The organism is Subtercola frigoramans, from assembly GCF_016907385.1.
GTDB lineage: Bacteria > Actinomycetota > Actinomycetes > Actinomycetales > Microbacteriaceae > Subtercola > Subtercola frigoramans.
This window is the reverse complement of record NZ_JAFBBU010000001.1, coordinates 1019484-1040001: the sequence shown is the minus strand read 5'-3', so window position 1 is coordinate 1040001 and position 20518 is coordinate 1019484. Positions and strand designations below refer to the sequence as shown.

Here is a 20518-nt window from a genome sequence, read left to right as displayed (position 1 = left end):
CCGGTTGGGAATGACTCCGCCGCACTCTCCGGAGAACCCAACGAGCGCTAGGTGGCGGGCGTCAGCGCCAGTCGTTCGCGAACCAGGTCGGCCAGCCGCGCAGCGACCCTGTCGGCCGTCGCCTGGTCCGCGGCTTCGACCATGACGCGAACGAGTGGCTCCGTACCCGATGGCCGCAGAAGCACGCGGCCGGTGTCGCCGAGTTCGAGACCTGCTTCGAGCACGGCCTGGGCGATGATCTCATCCGATGCGACGGCCTCCCTGTCGACACCGCGGACGTTCACGAGGGTCTGCGGGTACACCTTCATGATCGAGGCGAGTTCGGCGAGAGACTTACCGGTCGCCGCCATCTGGCTCACGAGCTGCAGCCCGGTCAGAATCCCGTCTCCGGTCGTGGCGTAGTCGCCGAAGATGATGTGGCCAGACTGTTCGCCGCCGAGATTGTAGCCTTCGGCATTGATGGCTTCCAGAACGTATCTGTCACCGACACGGGTCTCCAGCATCCGGATGCCCTGTTCAGCCATTGCGACCCGAAGCCCCAGATTGCTCATGACCGTCGCCACGAGGGTTCGGTCTTTGAGTGCTCCTCGCCCGTCGAGTGCGGTGGCGAGGATGGCCATGATCTGGTCGCCGTCGACAATCGCACCCGTGCTGTCGACAGCGAGGCACCGGTCTGCGTCACCATCGTGGGCGATTCCCACGTCGGCACCCAGCTCACGCACGGTGTCGATCAGCGCCTGCATGTGGGTGGAACCCACCTGGTCATTGATGTTGTCGCCGGTGGGGTCGTTGCCCATGACGGTGACCGTCGCTCCCGCCGTGGCAAACACGTGCGGAGAAACTCCCGCCGCGGCACCGTGTGCGCAGTCGAGAACGACATGCAGCCCTTCGAGACTGTGCGGCAGCGTCGAGAGGAGGTGCACGACATAGCGATCTTCGGCGTCGGCAAAGCGGCGGATCCGGCCGACATCGGCACCCAGCGGTGTGAGGAAGGGTTCGGCGAGCGCGGCCTCGATCTGCTCTTCGATCTCGTCGTCGAGCTTCTTGCCCTTACGAGCGAAGAACTTGATGCCGTTGTCGGGAGCCGGATTGTGCGACGCCGAGATCATGCAGCCGAAATCCGCGCCGAAGTCAGCGACCAGGTATGCCGCAGCCGGGGTCGGAATCACGCCGGCGTCGTAGACATCGACGCCAGAGCTGGCGAATCCCGCCGCAACCGCGGCCGCGATGAAATCGCCCGAGGTACGTGGATCGCGTGCGAGAACCGCGACGGGCCTGCGCCCTGACGCGCGAGCCTCGGCTCCGAGCACCACGGCAGCAGCCTGGGCCACTCGAAGTGCCAGGTCTGCCGTGACGTCTCTGTTCGCGAGCCCACGTACGCCGTCGGTGCCGAAAAGGCTACCCACTGACTTCTACCATCACAGTCGTTTCACCACCACAGTCGTCTGACAACACAGTCGTCGCCAGCACAGACCGAGTCTAGGGGCGTGAAGCGCTTAGCGCTTCGAGAACTGAGGAGCCTTACGAGCCTTCTTGAGACCGGCCTTCTTGCGCTCTTTCACTCGTGCGTCGCGGCTCAGGAAGCCGGCCTTCTTCAAGGTTGCACGGTTGTTCTCTTCGTCGATCTCGTTGAGCGCACGGGCGATGCCGAGCCGCAGTGCACCAGCCTGGCCGGAGGGGCCACCGCCGGAGATCTTGGCGATCACGTCGTAGCTGCCGAGCAGGTCGAGGAGCTTGAACGGGTCGTTGATCAACTGCTGGTGCAGCTTGTTCGGGAAGAAGTTCTCGAACTCGCGGCCGTTCACAACAATGGTGCCTGCACCCGGGGTGAGGCGAACGCGGGCGATGGCCTGCTTGCGACGACCGACGGCTGCGCCGCCGACGCTCAGCACGGGGCGAGCCGCCTTGGGGGTCTCGATGGTGGGGGTTTCGGTCGAGTAGCTCTCGGGAGCCACGTCAATCTGATCTGCGATCTTCGCCACTTTGGTTACGAATTCCTTTGTCTAAATCTAAAGATGTCTGAGAGGAGGTGATCGGCGGGCGCGCTACTGCGCGACCTGGCCGAAGGTGTACGGAACGGGCTGCTGCGCAGCGTGCGGGTGCTCGCTGCCCGTGTAGACCTTGAGCTTGGTCAGCTGCGAACGGCCGATCGAGTTCTTCGGCAGCATGCCACGAATGGCCTTCTCGACTGCGCGGGTGGGGTTCTTCTCGAGCAGCTCGGCGTACGTGACGGCCGACAGGCCTCCCGGGTAACCGGAGTGGCGGTATGCCTTCTTCTGCAGGGCCTTCGAACCGGTGAGGGCGACCTTCTCAGCGTTGATGATGATGACGAAGTCGCCACCGTCGAGGTGAGGGCTGAACGTGGGCTTGTTCTTGCCACGGAGAATGATGGCGGCGTGGCTGGCCAGGCGGCCCAGCACCACGTCGGTTGCATCGATGATGACCCAGTTGCGAACGAGTTCGCTCACTTTGGGGGAATAGGTACGCGTCACAGTAATAGTGCTTTCTGGTTGAAATGAGGTGTTCGTGAAATCCCGCTCCGTGGCAGATTCTGCCCCGCAAGAAGCGGGGGAACGTGCCGGTGGAGGGCTCAATTTCAGGTGGCGCAATTACGCTGCACACACCAAGGGTCGATCCTAGCCCATTTCCCGTAGCTTGGCCAGTTCGCCCAGGTCGTTACGGTGAGATCGCTCGCCCTGCGCGGCACGTTGGGCCTGCGCGGCCTGCGCGGCCCGTTCAGCGATCAAGGCTTCGCGCGTACGCCGTGCGCGTGTTTCACTGGCACGAACGGCGAGGCCCGCCGCATCGGGGTAGCCGACCTCTGTGAGCGTGAGCCCGCGCGCAGGCATCACCTTGAAGGCACTGGTGCGCTCGAGCGCCTCGCGCAGTCGCACCACATCGTCGACGCTCAGTCGCCCCTCCCCGACAGCGACTGTCGCGCCCACCAGGGCCCTCACCATGCTGTGGCAGAACGCGTCGGCCTCCAGCGAGGCGACGACGGTGTCATCGCCTGTTCGAACCCACATGAACTCCTGGAGGGTACGGATGGTCGTGGCGAACGGCCGCGGGCGGCAGAACGCCGCCCAGTCATGCAACCCCAGCATCTGGGTCGCAGCATCATTCATGCGGTCGACGTCGAGCGGCTTGGTCGTCCACGCTGTCGTTCTTCGAGTGAGAGGGCTGCGCGCGGGAAGAGTGTCGGCGATGCGGTACTCGTACCGGCGCCAGAGCGCCGAGAACCGCGCATCGAACCCCTCGTCGGAGACCGTGGTTCGCCGAACCACGATGTCCTGGTTGCCCCCCGGCGTGCTGCTGGGGAGCGTGCTGGGCATCGTACTCAGCATTCCGTTCACGCTGAGTGCAATACGGCTCACCTCGATCTTCGAAGCCTGCTCGTCACTGAGATCGAGGTGGGCCACCTGGCCGCGAGCGTGTACGCCCGCGTCCGTACGGCCCGCAACGACAAGAGAGGAGATGGGGCCCAGTTTCGAGTAGAGGCCGGCGAGCGCCTTCTCGACTTCGCCCTGGATCGTTCGGAGCCCGGGCTGGCGTGCCCAGCCTGCAAAATCGGTGCCGTCGTAGGCGAGATCGAGGCGAACTCGAACGACCACTGCCTACACCTCCCGATCTGTGTGCTCCGACCCGTACTGTTCAACCCGTACTGTTCAGCCCGTGCGATTCAATCCGGACAATTCAGCCCGTACAACTCAGCCCGTACAACCTAGCCCGTACAACTCAGACGGCCCGCTCGACGCACTCGTCGCCCGGGAACGCGTCGAACATTCGCGACGCAAAGTCTTCGGTGTCGAGAGTACCAAGACCGAGCAGCGTCTCTGTTCTCAGGATTCCCGGCAGCGTCGGTACCCTGTCGAGAATCAGTTCACGCAGGTGTGCCTGGTCGCTGATTCGAAAACGTGCCGCCAGGTCATACCTGCCGGTGACGATGGTGAGCTGTTCGAGTTCGACCATGCCCGCGAGCGCGTCGAAGACCTCCTGGCGATCACAACCGGGCTTGAGCGTCACGTTGACCAGCGCCACGACTCCCAGCCCCAGCTTGTTCCAGTCGATCGAGACGGAATACTGCCTGACGATTCCGGTGCGCTCAAAGCGCGCGAGCCGTTCGGCGACCGCTGGAGGCGACATGCCGACCGAACGGCTCAGCGCGCGCTGCGACTGCCGTGAATCCTTGGCGAGCTCTCTCAGGAGGGAGAGATCCTTGTCATCGAGTTCGACTTCGGGCTGTTCGAAGCGAGCCCCGACGTACGACGAGAACGGACTGCGTTTTGCTTTTCTGGGCAACATCGTTGCATTTCCTCACGTGACCCCCTGCGATGACTATAGCTGAGTATATCTCGCTTAGCGTCTGAAAACTCAATGGCCCGATTCCCACCAGGGCGTGGTTCGACACCGACCCTGCAGGCCCGCTCACCGAAGTCCGCGCTCACTGACACAAGCACCGAAGCACAGAGACGTCCAGACCGGGCATAGTGGTCAGTAGAGATGGTGGTCCAACGACCGCCGCACGACAAACCACACCCCACGCTGGAGACAGATCATCGTGCCCCTGCCACTGCCCCCTCACGCTCCCCGCTCTTCCACCACTCCCCTGCCGGTCATCACCACCGCGACAGAGGCCAAGGAAGCCGGTGTTCGCCTGGCCGAACAGTTCGCACTCGTCGCTGCGGAGCGGGACGGCGAGGGCACTGCGCCGTTCGGCGAGGTTGCCGCACTACGCGAAACCGGCCTGCTTCCTGCCCTGGTGCCCACGCGGCTCGGGGGTGGCGGTCTGGACTGGAATTCCGTGTTCCACGCCCTCCGCCCGATCATCAGGGCCGATACCGGTCTCGGCCACGTGTTCGTCTATCACTTCGTCAACTCGTGGCGGCTCGCTCTCAATGAAGACTCCGACGCCGTCGAAGGTCTGCAACGCGGTCTCGCAAACAACCACTGGTTCTGGGGGGGCGCCGGCAATCCCCGCGACGCGAACCTGGCCCTCACCCCGGTCGCAGGGGGGTTCACTGTGTCCGGGCGCAAGTTCTTTGCAACAGGCGCACAGGTGTCCGACCGCATCACCGCCAGCGGCACTCGAGTCGACACCGGGGAGAAACTGTCGATCGTGATCGACGCGACCCAACCGGAAGTCACCCACCACGACGACTGGGACAGCATCGGGCAACGGCTCTCGGCCTCCGGCTCGGTCTCGTTCACCAATGCCTTCGTGCCAACAGCGCATGTCCTCGGCTTCGGCGGCCAGGAGGGCCCCCGCTACCGTCCGTACGCCTCACTGTCGATCCTGCTGTTCCAGCTCGCCCTCGACCACGTACACGTCGGGCTGGCCGAGGGCGCGTTGGCCGCAGCATCCGACTACGTCACCTCCAAGGCCAGGCCCTGGTCGACCAGCGGCGTCGACCGTGCTACAGACGACCCTCACATCCGTGCGCTGTCCGGTGTGCTGCAGGCACAGACACGGGCAGCGGATGCCCTGACCTGGCGCGCAACGGAGGCCTTCGCCCTGGCGGCCGAGCGCGGCTGGCAGCTGACCGACGCCCAGCGAGGTGAAGCCGCAGTAGAGATCGCTGCCGCCAAGGTCTTCTCCACCGACGTCGCATTGACCGTGTCGTCGCGCATCTTCGAACTGACGGGGGCCCGCGCGACGAGCTCGAGTTACGCCTTCGACAGGTTCTGGCGAAACGCCCGCACAATCACCCTGCACGACCCCGTCGCCTACAAGGCGCAGGAGGTCGGTGACCACGGTCTCGTCGGAACCTTCCCGACGCCGAGCGGCTACAGCTGAGTCAGGCCGAGACCTGGGCCAGCTCGTCGTAGGTGGCGAAGTGCGTGGCGACGTCGCTGCCGGTGAAGTTGCCGACCCAGCCATCGTCGTCGTGGAAGAAGCGCACCGAGACGTAACTCGGGGTCGTGCCCATGTCGAACCAGTGTGTCGTATTGGCTGGAACCGAGAGCAGGTCGCCCTCTTCACAGAACACAGCGTGCACCTTGCCGTCGACGTTCAGATAGAAGACCCCACTGCCGCGCGCGAAGAACCGGTCTTCGTCGTCATCATGGCGGTGCTCGCTCAGGAATTTCTGTCGTGCCGTCTCGGATGCCTGGCGGTAGGCGTCTGAATCCTCCGGCACGATCGACACGACGTCGACCAGGCTGTAGCCCTGTGCGGCGTTGACCGCAGCGATCTCGTCGGCATAGGCGGCGAGCACCTCGTCCTGGGTCGGGTTCTCCGACAGCTCCTTCAGCTCCCATCGGCTGAACCGAGCACCGACGCCCGCGAGGATCCCTCGGATCGTTTCAGCGTCGCGGGTCTGGATTTCAGGGGTCGAAGGGTCGGTGGTGCTCCACACGGTCAGCAGCGTCATGTTCCAATCGTAAACGCCTCCTCCAGCCAGCCAACTCGAATTGTTCGTGAAAGTAATACTGCGAAACACAATTGGTAGAAGGGACCGATCACGCCCTTGAATGGTGGAGAACACAGCAGCCGTCGGCATCCTTCACCAGGGAGCCCACGTGCGTTCGACCTGACTCACCTCAGGTCCCGTCCTACAATCCCCTCCCCCACACCTTTCAAGGAGAGCCTTCATGGCCATTTCCCGTCGAGCCCCGATCCTGGTCGTTGCCGCAGCGACCCTGCTCGCCCTGACCGCCTGCTCGCAGTCGGGAACAAGCTCCAGCACTGCCGCGGGTGCATCCACTCCCGCCGCCACCGCTTCGGCTCCCCTGCCCAGCCCGTTCAACGGCGCCCCGGTGAAAGTCGCCCTCGTCCGCCAGAGTGGCGCTGGCGACTTCTTCGAAGCCTGGGGTGCCGGAGCGACTGCGCAGGCCAAGGCCGCCAACATCGAGCTCACGGTGACGGATGCCCGCAACGACAACGCGAAGCAGGCCAGCGACCTCGAGCAGGCCATCGCCTCGAAGCCCGCTGCCATCATCGTCGACCACGGGCAGACGGATACCCTCCAGCCGCTGATCACCGAGGCCGTCGCCGCCAAGATCCCCGTGGTCACCTACGACCTCGCCCTCACCGACGCGACCGGCGTCATCACCACCAGCCAGTCCGACGCCTCAATGGCCCAGGGCGTTCTCGACCAGCTCGTGAAAGACGTCGGAGACGGCGCGAAGGTCGGCTATGTCTCAGCGACCGGTTTCGCGCCCCTGGATGCCCGCGCGAAGGTGTGGGACCAGGTCGTCGCCGCCCACAAGCTCGACGTCGTCTTCTCGACTGGCAAGGTCACCGAGTCGACGGCGACCGACAACATCCCCCTAGTCGACGCTGCTCTGAAGCAGAACCCCGACGTGCAGGCGATCTTCGCCCCGTACGATGAGATCACCAAGGGTACGGTCCAGGCCGTGATCCAGAACAACCTGCAGTCGAAGGTGAAGGTCTACGGAATCGACATCTCGAACGCCGACATCCAGGTCATCACCGCCGACGGCAGCCCCTGGGTCGCAACCTCTGCGACCGACCCGGCCGCAGTCGGTGCCGGCGTCATCCGCACCCTCGCCCTGTCGCTGGCAGGCCAGCTGAAGGACACCAGCGAGCAATTTCCTGCCGTGACCATCACGCAGCAGTTCCTGGCAGACAATGCGGTCACCAACGTGACCCAGCTCCGTGTCGCCGAACCGAAGCTCAAGCTCGACACCACCGTCGTGGCAGATTGGCTCCCCGCGGTCTCCGGATGACCTCTGCCCCACTGAACCCGAACGAGGGACACGATGATCCTGTCGTGTCCCTCGTCGGCGTCTCCGTCTCATACGGTTCGAACCTGGTGCTCTCCGACATCTCCCTCGAATTCCGGCCGGGCGAGATCACGGCCCTCCTCGGCGCGAACGGCGCAGGCAAGTCGACCCTGATCAAGGCGCTCTCTGGCGCGAACTCACGGTACAGCGGCAGCGTCCGGGTCGCAGGCGAATCCGTTCATTTGGCCACGCCCGTGCAAGCGAAGGCGCTCGGCATCTCGGCTGTGCACCAGAAGGTCGCCGACGGGATCGTGCCCGGCCTCAGCGTCGCCGAGAACCTCACCCTCGACGACCTGGCGCAGGGTTCGAAACACATTCTGCGCAACCACCGGCGCCAGCTTGCCGATGCACGCTCTGCGCTGGCTACCCTCGGCCTCGAGTGGCCCGATCGTGTGCTGAACCAGGATGCCGCTCGCCTTCCGATCTCCGACGCGCAGCTCCTCGTGCTGGCGCGGGCCCTGCGCGGCACCCCGCGACTGCTCATTCTCGACGAACCGACCTCTGCCCTGACCGCCGCTGAGGCCGAGAGGCTGTTCGGGGTGCTGAGGTCACTCCGGGCATCCGGTCTCTCGATCATCTACGTCTCACACCGATTCGGTGAGATCGAGGCACTGGCCGACCGCGTCGTCGTGCTGCGTGACGGCACCGTGCAGAGCACCACAGAACGCCCGTTCGGCTGGAGCGGCATTCTGCACGACATGCTCGGGAGATCCGCCGACCTCGAACACGACCGCGGCATCACGCACCGGGGCACGGATGCTGTGGCCACCCTCTCCGAGGTGACCCTGTTCAGCGGCTCAGCACCCATCGACCTCGAAATCAGGTCAGGCGAAGTACTCGGGGTGCTCGGGCTGATCGGTGCAGGCAAGAGCGAGATAGCGGAATTGTTCGGAGGGCTCAACTCACCCCTCGCCGGCACGCTGTCTCTGGGTGATGCTTCCTATTCCCCCCGGCGACCCGGCGATGCGATCGCAGCCGGCGTGGTGCTGGTGCCGGAAGACAGGCAGCGGCAGGGCATTCTCCCCGGCTGGTCTGTGCTTCGCAACATCACCGTGCCGTTCCTGGCAGAGTCGAGTGTTGCCGGGATCATCCGCAAGCGCTTCGAGGCATCGCGTGCCGACGTCGTCATCAACACGCTCGGCATCGTGGCGAGTGGGCCGGGCGCGCTGATCGACGACTTGTCTGGCGGCAACCAGCAGAAGACTGTCGTGGGGCGATGGCTGTCGGCGAAACCGCGGCTCGCGATTCTCGACGAACCCTTCCGCGGGGTCGACATCGCTGCGCGCCGGGAAATCGGATCGCGCCTGGCCTCCATCGCTGCGGAAGGTGCCGCTGCCATGGTGCTGTCGAGCGACGTCGACGAGATCTTCGAAGTCGCCGACCGGATCGTGGTGCTCGTCTCGGGGAGCATCGAACTCGATGCCTACGCCGACGAGCTCGATCGCGCGACGGTGATCGAGGCGTTTCTCGGTTCGCACCAGTCCAGTACCTCCCGAAAGGACCCCGAATGACCAGCGCGACCCCGACCAGAGTGCGAAAGAGCAGCGCCGGGGAGCAGTTCGCCGCCTTCGTGGTCAAGTGGGGGTTTGTGGGCGTGACGATCGGTCTCGTTGCGTTCTTCGCGATCAGCGAACCGAGTTTTCGCACCGTGGACAACCTCTTCGGCATGCTCAAGTTCATCGCCCCCACCGCGATCGCCGGCCTCGGTGTGATGCTGGCCATGACCGTCGGCGGCATCGACCTCTCGGTCGGTGCATCGGCCGGTTTCGCCGTGTCGATCGCCGCCTGGACGATGGTGGTCGCGAACCAGGTCGGCGGAGTCGCTGTGACGGTTGTGCTGGTCTGCGGCCTGCTGATCGGCGCCCTCAACGCCTTCTTGATCGTCGTGGCGCGCATTCCCGACCTTCTTGCCACCCTCACCACGATGTTCGTCATCGTCGGTCTCAAATTGATCATCGTCGATGGCAAGTCGATCTCCTCACAGATGACACTCGCCAACGGCCAGACGGCCCAGGGTAAGTTCACGGCCGACTTTCTCTGGCTCGATCGCGGCAGTATCGGGCCCGTTCCCGTTCCCGTCATCCTGTTCTTCGTCATCACCGTGCTGTTGTGGTTCCTGCTCGAACGAACGCGCTGGGGGCGCGCCCTCTTCGCCGTGGGAACGAACTCCGAAGCCGCACGTCTGGCGGGCATCCGGGTGCAGTGGTACCGCACCTTCGCGTACATGGGGTGTGGGCTGCTCGCTTCGGTGGCCGGGCTCCTGCTCGCCGCCCGCATCGGCCAGGGCGATGTCACAGCGGGCAACTCCCTACTGCTCGACGCCGTGGCCGTCGCACTCGTCGGCGTCTCGGTTCTCGGAATCGGCCGACCGAACGCCTGGGGCACGGCCCTCGGCGCCGTTCTCATCGCGGTCATGGTCACGGGTTTCACGATGCTGGGCCTGCCGTACTATTTCCAGGACTTCGGCAAGGGCGTGGTGCTGCTTATCGCCCTGCTGTTCAGTTTCACCTTCTCGAGGCGGCGTACAGTCGTCACGGCAGGCTCCACCACCTCGAACTGAAAACCAGCGCAGATGACCGACTTCACCCAGCTCACCGCCGACACGGTGGTCTTGTACCTGTCCAGCAGAACCGCGCTCGAAGGGCACATCGATGCGTCGAGCGTGACATCGGTGCGCGAGGTGGGCGATGGCAACCTCAACCTCGTCTTCATCGTCGAAGATGCCAGCGGCGCATCCCTCGTTCTCAAGCAGTCGTTGCCGCATGTGCGCACTGACCCCTCGTGGCCGATGACGAGGGAACGGTCCACCCGAGAGGCGACCGTGCTCGCACATCACGTCGCGGCGGACGCACCCCACGTTCCGGCCCTGTACGACTTCGACGACGTCAACTACATCCTCGCCATCGAAGACCTGTCCGACCACGCGGTGTGGCGAAACGAGCTCAACTCCGGTCGAGTGCACGCCTATGCAGCAGATGATCTGGGGCAGTATGCGGCCCGCGCTGCTTTCTCGACCTCACCGGTTGGCCTGTCTCCTCTCGAGCACAAGCTCCTCGTGGCACGCGCGATCAACCCCGAGCTCTGCGAGATCACCGAGGACCTGGTCTTCACCGAGCCATACATCGAACACGAGCACAATGCCGTGCTGCCGGCGAACGAACCCGACATTCGCGAGATCCAGGGTGACACAGCCCTCGTCCGCGAGATCGGCCTGGCCAAACTCCGGTTCATGACAGTGGCGCAGTCGCTCATCCACGGTGATCTGCACACCGGATCGGTCTTCGTTCGTGCAGCGACAGCAACCGCTCCCGCATCGGTGCGAGCCTTCGACAGCGAGTTCGGCTTCGTCGGCCCGACCGGATTCGACCTCGGGGCGCTCTGGGCCAACTTCGTGATCGCCGCCGCCCGCGCGGAAGCGCTGGGTGACAGTGACCGCGCAGCCGTGATCCTGACCCTGCCCGCGCGCCTCTGGGCGAGCTTCGAATTCGAGTACCGGGCTCTCTGGCCAAGTCGGGTCGACCCACGCGTGTGGGGCGACGACGTTCTCGATGAACTGCTGGCGGGCATCCTCGACGACGCCGTCGTCTTCGCTGGCGCAAAGTGCATTCGCCGCATCATCGGGTTCGCCAAAGCGAGCGACATCGAGACACTCGAGCCGCGCCTGAGGGAAGGCGCGGCACGCGGTGTTCTGCGAGCCGGGCGCGCCCTCGCGCTCGCGCACGCCTCCCGCAGACCCGTCGACGCCCTCTCGACCGAGACCGCACTGATCCTGAAGGGCGCAGCGACGCCGGCTGAATGAGCCCGACCGTTGGCTCGAAGCTAGACCTTCGTCGCGAGCACGATCTGCAGCAGCGCCTCGGTGAGCTCGAGGTGCCACCGGGCCTGCCGGAGGTCCCTGCCCCAGGCATAGATGCCGTGGTCCGCCACGATGAGCGCAGGAACCTCGGCGATGGCCTCCGTCGCCGGCCGATACGCCCGCTCGAAGGCATCGCCCAGAATGACCATGTCCTGGTGATTCTTCACCACAGGAATGACGACTCTCTCGTCGTGGGCGCTGTGACCGATTCCCTTCAGCATTTCGAGGTCGTGTAACACCACCCCGTTCGGCCAGTGGTGACCCGACCGAACAGCAGCGAGCGCATGCACGTGGATAACAGCCCCCGCCCCGGTCACTGCCGCGATGCGCGCGTGCAGCCCGGCTTCGGCCGACGGCTGCGCGAACGGCAGGCCCGCGTCAGGAGTCCACTCCCCCTGTTCGTCGACGATGACGACGTCGGTGGGCTTTAGTTCGCCCTTGTCGAGCCCCGAAGCGGTCACGGCGAGCCACAGCGGGTCGCGTGCCAGGGTCACTGAGAGATTGCCGGCGGTTCCGGGCATCCAGCCGCGGTCGGCGAATCGCCGTGACTCGGCCGCCAGGGCCACACCGGCCTCCCGGATCACCGCGTGGTCGACGATTGCGTCGGAGAAGACATTCGCGGTGTCGCTCACAGTGCGCTCACCTCGACGTCGTCGAACGACGCGACGACGGATGCACCACCGAAGTCGGACTCGAAGAATGGTTCGCCTTCCCTGGCGAATGCGACGACCTGCCAACCGGCCTCGGCTGCCGCGGCCACCTCGCCCGGGTTGTCGGTGAAGAACAGCAGCTCTGGACCAGCTGCGCCGAGCGCGTTGGCGATGGTGTCGTACGACGAGGCGACCTTCTTCGGCCCGGCGTTGACCGTGTCGAAGTAGTCGGTGATGAGCCCGGTCAAGTCACCATCAGGTGAGTGACGAAACCACGGCACCTGCGACGCAACGGAGCCAGAGGAGAAGACCGCGAGCCTGACGCCCTCATCGTGCCAGCTGCGCAACTTGGGGATGACATCGCCGAAGAAGTGCGAACTGATCTCGTCGCGGGCAAAACCTTCAGCCCAGATCTGGCCCTGGATCGTTTTCAGCGGGGTCGCTTTAACGTCGTCTGCCATCCATTGGTGAAGTACCGCCACGACCTCACAGGTTGTAGCGTCAGCGGGAAGCCGGGCATCCTGGATCACCTGCGCGCGAGCCGCAGCGATCGCGGGGTCGGAGGCGTGATCGTCGAGCCAGGCCGCCAGACGCGGACGGGCGTAGTCGTAGAGGTCTCCGAGAATGAAGCCGGCTGCGCTCGTGGTGCCTTCGAGATCGAGCACGAGCACTCTGGCTCGCACAGAAAGTGGGGTCGAGGTCGGGATTGTGTCTGTCACGCGGGAAGGTCCTTCGTGCTCGGTGAACGGGGAGTGAGGTGCTGTAGTCGAAGCAGGCGGGTGTGACGGGCTCAGCACGGAACGCAGGTGCTCCAGTGCGGTGTCGAAGAGCTCGACCGAGGCAGCGTCGGCCTGTGCAGGCGACAGGCTCTCGATGTCGGCGGCATGCGAGTACCCGACGGCCCTGCGCATCATCTCGACGCCGGCGAAGCCGCGGGCTTCTCGTTCAATCACGGGCAGGAGAGAGTCGCCACGCCACACGGCTGCGAACGCAGCGCGACTTCGAGTGACGGCTTCGAGGCGGGCCGCTGCGGCAGCGTGATCTCCGACGGCGCCTGCGGCGATTGCTGCAATCTCCATGTTCGCCCAGAAGAGACCGAGGTCGAGCCCGATCGGCCCGACAAAGCTGAATTCAGGGTCGAAGATCTTCGTCACCTGCGAGCCGCCCCGATAACCGACCATCACCGACCCGGTGTGCAGGTCTCCGTGGACGAGCCCCTGCTTCGCCATCTTGAACCTCGAACGCACGAGAGCGACCGCGCGACGGGCTTCGACGTCGGCATAGAGGTCGCGAACGCGTGAATCCAGCGCAGGATGCCAGTGGTTGTGCTCGTGGGCACGGTAGGGCTCGTCGAGCACGACGTCGACAGTCAGCCCGCATAGTTCAGGGTTTGCGGCAGACTCGACCAGGAGTTCGAAAGCCACGTCCCCAAGCACCCCGCGACTTGTCGACATCGAGAGTTCACCGATGAAACGGCCCACGACGTCGCCGACGTCGGCCCAGTCATATGCCGGAACAGGCCGCGCTGACGACGGGGCACCGGCGTCAGCAGTCGCCTCGCCGACAGATTTACCCAGAGGCACGTGCTGCAGTTCTCGCACGAGCTCATCGCGCACCACCGCGAGGTCTGAAAGGTCTTCCATCACGAGAATGTGCCGCAGCTCGTCGAAGTGCACGATGGTCGGGATGGACTCGGGCACCCGAGCGGCCAGACGCTCGTAGGTGCGGGCCTCCGAGGCGATGCGGCCCGGGTCGATGGGCCATCCCGGCCCTGCGACCTGCACCCACGGCGGCGCTTGTTTGATGGCTACGCTCCCCGCCGGCCCACGCGCGATGAACACCCGGTTCATGTTGCCCGCGGTCACCTCGACGACGGTCACGAGCGATTCCTCGCCCGCAACGAGCGGGAGGAGCCCCGAATCCCTCAGGTAGGAGGTGACATCACGGCCCGTTTCGAGCAGCTCGTATCCTGCAGGCGTGTTTGCGGTCATACTGCGCTGTTCGGGCGGGCCCGGCCCCGGGCATCCGACCAGTAGCGGTGCACGTCAGAGGGCGCGAAGGCACCCCTGTCGGTGATGATCTTCGATACGAACCGGCCGGGCGTCACATCGAAGGCGGGGTACCACGCCTCGGTGACGAGACCGGATGCTGTACGGCGCCCCAGCGTGTGGAGCACTTCGGCGGGGTCACGCTGTTCGATGACAATGTCGTCCGCGGTCGGAGCGTTCTCGTCAGGAGCCTGTACGAGCGCGTAGAACGGCACGTCGAAGGCGGTCGCCGCAATTGCCAGACCGAGCGTACCGACCTTGTTCACGACGCTGCCGTCGAGGCTCACCCGGTCGGCGGCAGTCACGAGCGCGTCGATGGGCCCGATCGACGACCCCGGCGAGAGGGCGGCAGCGCCCATTCCGTCGGTGATCAGGGTGACGCTCTGGCCGAGCTCCGCGAGGGTGTGAGCGGTGAGCCTGGCTCCCTGGAGGTACGGGCGCGTTTCGGTGGCGACCCACTCGAACGATTTGCCGGCGTCTGTCGCTGCGCGAACGAGTTCGATCAGGTAGCTGTCCATCCAGCAGTGGGTGAGGATTCGCGAGCCGTCGGCGAGCAACGCGGCAGTCTCCCTCCCGAGGGCATAACTCCGGGCTCGATACGCCACCGGGCCGGACTGTGCCGCCTCGACGGCACGGTCGACCAGCTCGCCCGTCGAACGCGCACTCTGAACGGCGCCGAGCACATGGTCCACCGCCTCGCGCGGATGATTGTTGGTCGGCCTCGCCGACGCCAGTGCGGCACCGGCCTGCTGCATGCGCGTCTGCGCTTGTGCCAGCTTGAGCCCGGCGACCTGCAGTGCGGTGATCTCCATACCGGCGTAGGCGGCGAAGAGCGGGCCGGAACTCTGTGTCACCATCTCCCGAATCGCCCGCGCGACGTCTTCCGCCGACTCGGAGACGACCCAGCTGAGGGTTTCAGGGAAGACACGGCGATCGAGGATGTGCACCGTCTGGCCGTGCACTCGAACAGAGTCGTCGAGCGCGGGAATCATTGTGCGGGCCGTGGTCATGCATTTCCCCTCGTGAAGAAAGCCCCAGACGACTCGGTGGAGTCGTCTGGGGCTTGTCGAACTGTCACACCTACTTGGAGGAGTCGTCAGCCTTCTCGGCAGCGTCGGCCTCGACCTCGGCGGCGGCCTCTGAAGGCGCCTCCTCGGCTACGGGCTCGCTTGCTTCGACGGTCTCGGTCTCTTCGACCGGCACGTCGGAGGCCTCGGCTTCGGGAGCCTCAGCCTCGGGTGCCTCAGCCTCGGGTGCTTCGACGGTTGCCGATGCCGACGCGGTGCGCTTGGCGCGGACCTTGGGGGTGACGGGCTCGAGAACGAGCTCGATCTGCACCATCGACGCGTTGTCACCCTTACGGAAGCCGAGCTTCGTGATGCGGGTGTAACCGCCATCACGCTCAGCGACCAGCGGGGCGATCTCGGTGAAGAGCTCGTGCACGACGGACTTGTCACCGATCGTGGCAAGCACGCGGCGACGAGCGTGAAGGTCACCCTTCTTGGCGAACGTGATGAGACGCTCGGCTACCGGGCGAAGGCGCTTGGCCTTGGTCTCGGTGGTCTTGATGCTCTTGTGGGTGAACAGGGCTGCAGCCAGGTTGGCGAGCATGAGGCGCTCGTGCGCCGGCCCACCGCCGAGACGAGGCCCTTTAGTTGGGGTTGGCATTTCATTTCTCCAGTGAGTGTGTCTGTGCGGTCAGCCCGGCCGTCAGACCGGGCAACAACAAAGTGGGTTAGATGTTCTCGTCGTCGTAACCGCCGTAGAAGTGTGCACCGTCGAAGCCGGGCACCGTGTCCTTCAGCGACAGACCAAGCTCAACGAGCTTGTCTTTGACCTCATCCACCGACTTCTGACCGAAGTTGCGAATGTTCATGAGCTGCGTCTCCGACAGCGCTACCAGCTCGCTGACGGTGTTGATGCCCTCACGCTTGAGGCAGTTGTACGAACGAACCGACAGATCGAGGTCTTCGATCGGTACGGCGAGTTCGCTCGAGAGCACAGCGTCGACCGGCGCGGGGCCGATCTCGATGCCCTCAGCGGCGGTGTTCAGCTCGCGGGCGAGACCGAACAGCTCGGTCAGCGTGCGACCGGCCGAAGCGATGGCGTCGCGCGGGGTGATGGCCGGCTTCGTCTCGACGTCGACCACGAGGCGGTCGAAGTCGGTACGCTCACCGGCACGAGTCGCCTCGACGCGGTAGGTGACCTTCAGAACGGGCGAGTAGATCGAGTCGATCGGGATCTGGCCGGCTTCGCTGAACTCGCTGCGGTTCTGGGTCGACGACACGTAGCCACGACCGCGCTCGATGATGAGCTCGAGCTCGAACTTCGCCTTGTCGTTCAGGGTCGCGATGACGAGTTCCGGGTTGTGGATCTCGACACCGGCAGGCGCGGAGATGTCCGCGGCCGTGACCTGGCCAGACGCATGCTTGCGCAGGTACGCGGTGATCGGCTCATCGTGCTCGCTCGAGACGACCAGCCCCTTGATGTTCAGGATGATCTCGGTGACATCTTCTTTGACACCGGGAATCGTGCTGAACTCGTGCAGTACGCCGTCGAGGCGGATGCTCGTGACAGCAGCTCCCGGGATCGACGAGAGCAGGGTGCGACGGAGGGAGTTACCGAGGGTGTAACCGAAACCGGGTTCCAGTGGTTCGATGACGAACCGCGAACGGAACTCCGAGATGTTTTCTTCGGTGAGCGTTGGACGCTGTGCAATGAGCACTGTTGATTCCTTTCGGCGAAGTGTCCGCTATATGACACTTGCGATAACGAGATGTTGAGTTGTGAAGATTGCTGTGTTAACCGCTGGTTGAGTAGCGACGTAGTCGCGTATTGAAACCGGTCAGGATTTCGATACGCACTTCGCGCTACTCAATCAGCGACCGAAAAGGCTATACGCGACGACGCTTGGGCGGGCGGCAACCGTTGTGCGCCTGCGGGGTGACGTCGTTGATCGAGCCGACCTCGAGGCCAGCAGCCTGGAGTGAACGGATCGCGGTCTCGCGGCCGGAGCCGGGACCCTTCACGAAGACGTCGACCTTCTTCACGCCCTGCTCCTGCGCCTGGCGAGCAGCAGACTCTGCAGAGAGCTGCGCGGCGAACGGGGTCGACTTACGCGAACCCTTGAAGCCGACAGTTCCTGACGAAGCCCAGCTCAGGACAGCGCCTGACGGGTCGGTGATGGTCACGATGGTGTTGTTGAACGTCGACTTGATGTGGGCCTGGCCCACGGGAACGTTCTTCTTCTCTTTACGACGCGGCTTACGAGCGGCCGATTTTGGTGCTGCCATGATGTTCTCCTAAAACGTTTATGGCGATGCCGTACCTCAGGGTCGAACCCGGAAGTGTTGGCTATCGGGCCTTCTTCTTGCCGGCTACGGTGCGCTTCGGGCCCTTGCGGGTACGAGCGTTGGTCTTGGTGCGCTGACCGTGCACGGGAAGCCCGCGGCGGTGACGGATGCCCTGGTAGGAGCCGATCTCGACCTTGCGGCGGATGTCGGCTGCGACCTCGCGGCGGAGGTCACCCTCTACCTTGTACGCGCCTTCGATGTGCTCGCGAAGTGCAAGCAGCTGCTCGTCGGTGAGGTCTTTGACGCGGATGTCGCCCGAGATCTCGGTATCGGCGAGGGTCTGAAGTGCCCTCGTACGGCCAACGCCGTAGATGTAAGTCAGTGCGACCTCCACGCGCTTGTCGCGTGGAATGTCTACTCCTGCAATACGTGCCATGGTGGCATGCTCCTGTAGATGAGTGGAGGTGTGGTGCACGGTCTGTGCTGCGGCCTCCACCGCAGGTGTCCCCGGATGATCGTTGCCGAGCATCCGGTTCTGGCCGTGCTATCAATCGATATTCAGTTGTAAGACTTCAGTCGAGCTTCATACGTTTTGTGAGCGCGTGCGCTCACAAAACCAATTGGCTCTTGGGTTTTTTCGACCGCGCGGACGCGGGCGAAAAAACTCAGCCCTGGCGCTGTTTGTGGCGCGGGTTCGACTTGCAGATGACCATCACGTTGCCGTTGCGTCGGATGACGCGGCAGTGCTCGCAGATGGGCTTGACGCTGGGGTTGACCTTCATGATTTCCTTTTTCGCTGTCTTCGTACCGGTTCAGTTCGATCCGGCCGTTACTTTCCAGCTGTCGCTTCGGGTGAAGCGGGACCATTCAGTGGGCTTGTTTGTAGCGGCGGCTCATTTGTACCGGTAAACGATACGACCACGGGTGAGGTCATAGGGGCTGAGCTCCACAATCACGCGGTCCTCTGGGAGGATGCGGATGTAGTGCTGTCGCATCTTGCCCGAAATGTGGGCAAGAACTCTGTGTCCGTTGGTCAACTCAACACGAAACATCGCGTTGGGAAGAGCCTCGACCACTGCGCCCTCGATCTCGATGACACCGTCTTTTTTGGCCATAACTCACTGTCTGCTATAAATTGCGTTTCACTGAAATAGTGACTGCTGGTCGTGCGTTCTTCTTGTCGGTGCCGCGCCGCTTCGTTCGAAACCCACACGTGATCGCGAAGGTTGTGAGAGAGGGGCAAAGCGCGTGTGAACACGCCGGAGACACCAAAGATCGAGCCTACCATAAAGAACGGTGTATATTGCCGGTCTTCAGCGGTTCGATTGCACCGACTCGATGACCTGCACGACACTGGCGAAAAGTGGATGCCCGGGCCCCAGCCCAGTGATCTCTGCAGTCGCCTCTTCGGCAGTTGCGACCGAGAGAATGCCCTGCAGTCGAACGGCTTCAGGGTCGCCTGCGAAATCGAACCTCAGCGCTGCCCGAACGGCATCGAGCAGGGCAAACGGAACGATCCCGCGCTCGGCCAATTGCGCAGCCGGGCCGATGAAGCGCTCGTTCAGACTCAGTTTGCGAAGTGGCGCCCTGCCGACCCTCTCGACGGTGTCGGGCAGGTACGGGTTCGCGAATCGGGCGAGATTCTTCTCGAGGTACGCCTCCTGCACGTCTTCGTCGAACTCGTGCTTGGCAACGAGGAGAACCTTGGTCTCCTCGAGCACGGCTTTCACCGCAGCGAAGATCTCGGGCACAGTGATCGCCTCAGCGATGGTCGCCAATCCCGCTTGATACCCGAGATACGCCGTCGCGGCATGACCGGTATTCACGGTGAAGAGTTTGCGCTCGATGAAGGGGGCGAGATCGGGTACGAAGTGCGCCTCGGCGATCTCGGGAAGGCTGTCGCCGAACGGCCCGCTCTCGATCGCCCACTCGAAGAAGTCTTCAACGGTGACGTCAAGGCCCGCGTGGGGAACCTGAGCCGGCACGATGCGGTCGACGGCGGTGTTTGCGAAGACAGCCCTCTCAGAGACACCGACGAAAACCTCGGCACCGAGCTCGGAGACGACGTGCTCCCGCAGGGCATCCGTCGCGTTGATGGCGTTCTCACAGGCCATGACCTGAAGCGGCGGCAACGAAGCGGCTCGGGCTACGAGCGCCTGGGCGATGAGGGGCGCAATGAAGCGCAGGATGCTCGGCCCCACCGCGGTCGTGACGATATCGGCCGTCGCTATCTCTGCAACCACGGCGTCGGTGTTGCTCGCGCTGTTCAGCGCGCGGTAGTTGTCCACCGTCCACGTCTTGGGAGCCATGCCGACCTCGAAGACCCGGTAGCTGCTCGATGCTGCCAGAGTGTCGATGAGTTCGGCGTTGACATCGGCGAACACCACCTCGTAGCCGGCATTGTGCAGGATCAGCCCGACGAATCCCCGGCCGATGTTGCCTGCCCCGAAATGTACGGCTTTCACGAAGTCTTCCTTTTCTAGTCGTCGTTCACATCGGCGAGCAGCGCGAAGACTGCTTCGTCGCTGGGTGCTTTCAACAGCTTCTCGACTTCGTCTTCATCACTGAAGATGATGGCGATCTTCGACAGGATGTCGAGATGACCGCCGTCTTTTCCGGCGATGCCGACGACGAACCGCACCTCTTCGCCGTTCCAGTCGATCGGTTTGGCGTACCGCACGAACGAGAGCGCCGAGGCGAGAATCGCGTCTTTGCCCTCGTTCGTGCCATGTGGTATAGCCAGGTAGTTGCCCATATAGGTGGAGACAGAAGCCTCACGCTCGAGCATCGACTCCAGGTACCCGTTTGTCACGGCGCCCGCCGCAAGCAGGAGATCGTTCGCCTCGGCGATCGCCTCTTCCTTGGTGGTGGCAGAGCCGTTGATCTTGATCGAGTTCAGGGTGAGTACGGTGTCGCTCATGAGAC

General features: G+C 64.1%; 22 protein-coding genes. 5 read left to right on the top strand and 17 right to left on the bottom strand.

Annotated elements, in window-relative coordinates:
* Positions 1–47: 47 nt before the first annotated feature.
* The 5 genes from glmM to JOE66_RS05020 form a co-directional block, all read right to left on the bottom strand.
* Entirely contained in the window at positions 48–1406 is a 1359-nt protein-coding gene (gene glmM / locus JOE66_RS05040) for a phosphoglucosamine mutase (protein WP_205107326.1), read from the bottom strand.
* Positions 1407–1496: 90 nt separating this feature from the next.
* A complete protein-coding gene (gene rpsI / locus JOE66_RS05035; RefSeq protein WP_205107323.1) occupies positions 1497–1982 on the bottom strand; it encodes a 30S ribosomal protein S9 in 486 nt (161 codons plus the stop codon).
* A gap of 63 nt (positions 1983–2045) precedes the next feature.
* Positions 2046–2492: a 50S ribosomal protein L13 gene (gene rplM / locus JOE66_RS05030; RefSeq protein WP_205107321.1), complete on the bottom strand. Its 447-nt coding sequence runs from the start codon at positions 2490–2492 to the stop codon at positions 2046–2048.
* Between the two features lie 144 nt (positions 2493–2636).
* Complete coding sequence (truA, locus tag JOE66_RS05025) at positions 2637–3611, bottom strand: tRNA pseudouridine(38-40) synthase TruA (RefSeq protein ID WP_205107319.1); 975 nt, start codon at positions 3609–3611, stop codon at positions 2637–2639.
* Positions 3612–3735: 124 nt separating this feature from the next.
* Positions 3736–4302, bottom strand: a complete 567-nt coding sequence (locus JOE66_RS05020; RefSeq protein WP_205107316.1) for an Lrp/AsnC family transcriptional regulator — start codon at positions 4300–4302, stop codon at positions 3736–3738.
* Positions 4303–4558: 256 nt separating this feature from the next.
* On the opposite strand from JOE66_RS05020, the gene JOE66_RS05015 reads away from it, so the two are divergent.
* Entirely contained in the window at positions 4559–5794 is a 1236-nt protein-coding gene (locus JOE66_RS05015; protein ID WP_205107314.1) for an acyl-CoA dehydrogenase family protein, read from the top strand.
* Position 5795: 1 nt separating this feature from the next.
* Here the strand turns inward: JOE66_RS05015 and JOE66_RS05010 are convergent, their stop codons facing one another.
* Positions 5796–6371 (bottom strand): 1,2-dihydroxy-3-keto-5-methylthiopentene dioxygenase, encoded by a 576-nt coding sequence (locus tag JOE66_RS05010; protein ID WP_205107312.1) that lies wholly within the window; start codon positions 6369–6371, stop codon positions 5796–5798.
* A gap of 220 nt (positions 6372–6591) precedes the next feature.
* On the opposite strand from JOE66_RS05010, the gene JOE66_RS05005 reads away from it, so the two are divergent.
* From JOE66_RS05005 to mtnK, 4 genes are read left to right on the top strand one after another with little or no spacing between them, the layout of a single operon-like run.
* Positions 6592–7689 carry a substrate-binding domain-containing protein gene (locus tag JOE66_RS05005; RefSeq protein WP_205107310.1) on the top strand — a complete coding sequence of 366 codons (1098 nt, stop codon included), beginning with the start codon at positions 6592–6594 and terminating at the stop codon, positions 7687–7689.
* Entirely contained in the window at positions 7686–9257 is a 1572-nt protein-coding gene (locus JOE66_RS05000; RefSeq protein WP_205107308.1) for a sugar ABC transporter ATP-binding protein, read from the top strand. The genes JOE66_RS05005 and JOE66_RS05000 overlap by 4 nt, the downstream gene beginning before the upstream one ends.
* A complete protein-coding gene (locus tag JOE66_RS04995) occupies positions 9254–10306 on the top strand; it encodes an ABC transporter permease (protein ID WP_205107305.1) in 1053 nt (350 codons plus the stop codon). The genes JOE66_RS05000 and JOE66_RS04995 overlap by 4 nt, the downstream gene beginning before the upstream one ends.
* A gap of 12 nt (positions 10307–10318) precedes the next feature.
* Positions 10319–11545 carry an S-methyl-5-thioribose kinase gene (gene mtnK, locus JOE66_RS04990; protein WP_205107303.1) on the top strand — a complete coding sequence of 409 codons (1227 nt, stop codon included), beginning with the start codon at positions 10319–10321 and terminating at the stop codon, positions 11543–11545.
* A gap of 20 nt (positions 11546–11565) precedes the next feature.
* Here the strand turns inward: mtnK and mtnB are convergent, their stop codons facing one another.
* From mtnB to JOE66_RS04935, 11 genes are all read right to left on the bottom strand, one after another.
* Positions 11566–12234, bottom strand: a complete 669-nt coding sequence (gene mtnB, locus JOE66_RS04985) for a methylthioribulose 1-phosphate dehydratase (RefSeq protein WP_307827055.1) — start codon at positions 12232–12234, stop codon at positions 11566–11568.
* Complete coding sequence (mtnC, locus tag JOE66_RS04980) at positions 12231–14243, bottom strand: acireductone synthase (protein WP_205107300.1); 2013 nt, start codon at positions 14241–14243, stop codon at positions 12231–12233. Before mtnC ends, mtnB begins: the two co-directional genes overlap by 4 nt.
* Positions 14240–15310 (bottom strand): translation initiation factor eIF-2B alpha/beta/delta subunit family protein, encoded by a 1071-nt coding sequence (locus tag JOE66_RS04975; protein ID WP_205107298.1) that lies wholly within the window; start codon positions 15308–15310, stop codon positions 14240–14242. Before JOE66_RS04975 ends, mtnC begins: the two co-directional genes overlap by 4 nt.
* 70 nt (positions 15311–15380) lie before the next feature.
* Entirely contained in the window at positions 15381–15968 is a 588-nt protein-coding gene (rplQ, locus tag JOE66_RS04970) for a 50S ribosomal protein L17 (RefSeq protein WP_205107296.1), read from the bottom strand.
* A 67-nt stretch (positions 15969–16035) separates the two neighbouring features.
* Positions 16036–17025, bottom strand: a complete 990-nt coding sequence (locus JOE66_RS04965) for a DNA-directed RNA polymerase subunit alpha (RefSeq protein WP_116283869.1) — start codon at positions 17023–17025, stop codon at positions 16036–16038.
* A 169-nt stretch (positions 17026–17194) separates the two neighbouring features.
* Complete coding sequence (rpsK, locus tag JOE66_RS04960) at positions 17195–17593, bottom strand: 30S ribosomal protein S11 (RefSeq protein ID WP_136641125.1); 399 nt, start codon at positions 17591–17593, stop codon at positions 17195–17197.
* A gap of 61 nt (positions 17594–17654) precedes the next feature.
* Entirely contained in the window at positions 17655–18029 is a 375-nt protein-coding gene (gene rpsM, locus JOE66_RS04955; RefSeq protein ID WP_205107293.1) for a 30S ribosomal protein S13, read from the bottom strand.
* Positions 18030–18258: 229 nt separating this feature from the next.
* Positions 18259–18375, bottom strand: a complete 117-nt coding sequence (gene rpmJ, locus JOE66_RS04950) for a 50S ribosomal protein L36 (RefSeq protein ID WP_104242511.1) — start codon at positions 18373–18375, stop codon at positions 18259–18261.
* Positions 18376–18486: 111 nt separating this feature from the next.
* Positions 18487–18708: a translation initiation factor IF-1 gene (gene infA, locus JOE66_RS04945; RefSeq protein WP_055811571.1), complete on the bottom strand. Its 222-nt coding sequence runs from the start codon at positions 18706–18708 to the stop codon at positions 18487–18489.
* A 198-nt stretch (positions 18709–18906) separates the two neighbouring features.
* The gene (locus tag JOE66_RS04940) at positions 18907–20058 is read right to left on the bottom strand and encodes a mannitol-1-phosphate 5-dehydrogenase (RefSeq protein WP_205107291.1); all 1152 of its coding nucleotides are present in this window, start codon (positions 20056–20058) and stop codon (positions 18907–18909) included.
* 14 nt (positions 20059–20072) lie between these two features.
* On the bottom strand, positions 20073–20513 hold the full coding sequence (locus JOE66_RS04935) for a PTS mannitol transporter subunit IIA (RefSeq protein WP_205107288.1): 441 nt from the start codon (positions 20511–20513) through the stop codon (positions 20073–20075).
* Between the last annotated feature and the right edge of the window lie 5 nt (positions 20514–20518).

Coding starts and splice junctions, on each gene's coding strand:
- JOE66_RS05020 (WP_205107316.1), bottom strand. CDS start 4,302: ATGTTGCCCAGAAAAGCAAAACGCAGTCCGTTCTCGTCGTACGTCGGG.
- JOE66_RS05010 (WP_205107312.1), bottom strand. CDS start 6,371: ATGACGCTGCTGACCGTGTGGAGCACCACCGACCCTTCGACCCCTGAA.
- JOE66_RS05005 (WP_205107310.1), top strand. CDS start 6,592: ATGGCCATTTCCCGTCGAGCCCCGATCCTGGTCGTTGCCGCAGCGACC.
- JOE66_RS05000 (WP_205107308.1), top strand. CDS start 7,686: ATGACCTCTGCCCCACTGAACCCGAACGAGGGACACGATGATCCTGTC.
- JOE66_RS04995 (WP_205107305.1), top strand. CDS start 9,254: ATGACCAGCGCGACCCCGACCAGAGTGCGAAAGAGCAGCGCCGGGGAG.
- mtnK (WP_205107303.1), top strand. CDS start 10,319: ATGACCGACTTCACCCAGCTCACCGCCGACACGGTGGTCTTGTACCTG.
- mtnC (WP_205107300.1), bottom strand. CDS start 14,243: ATGACCGCAAACACGCCTGCAGGATACGAGCTGCTCGAAACGGGCCGT.
- JOE66_RS04975 (WP_205107298.1), bottom strand. CDS start 15,310: ATGACCACGGCCCGCACAATGATTCCCGCGCTCGACGACTCTGTTCGA.
- rplQ (WP_205107296.1), bottom strand. CDS start 15,968: ATGCCAACCCCAACTAAAGGGCCTCGTCTCGGCGGTGGGCCGGCGCAC.
- rpsK (WP_136641125.1), bottom strand. CDS start 17,593: ATGGCAGCACCAAAATCGGCCGCTCGTAAGCCGCGTCGTAAAGAGAAG.
- rpsM (WP_205107293.1), bottom strand. CDS start 18,029: ATGGCACGTATTGCAGGAGTAGACATTCCACGCGACAAGCGCGTGGAG.
- rpmJ (WP_104242511.1), bottom strand. CDS start 18,375: ATGAAGGTCAACCCCAGCGTCAAGCCCATCTGCGAGCACTGCCGCGTC.
- infA (WP_055811571.1), bottom strand. CDS start 18,708: ATGGCCAAAAAAGACGGTGTCATCGAGATCGAGGGCGCAGTGGTCGAG.
- JOE66_RS04935 (WP_205107288.1), bottom strand. CDS start 20,513: ATGAGCGACACCGTACTCACCCTGAACTCGATCAAGATCAACGGCTCT.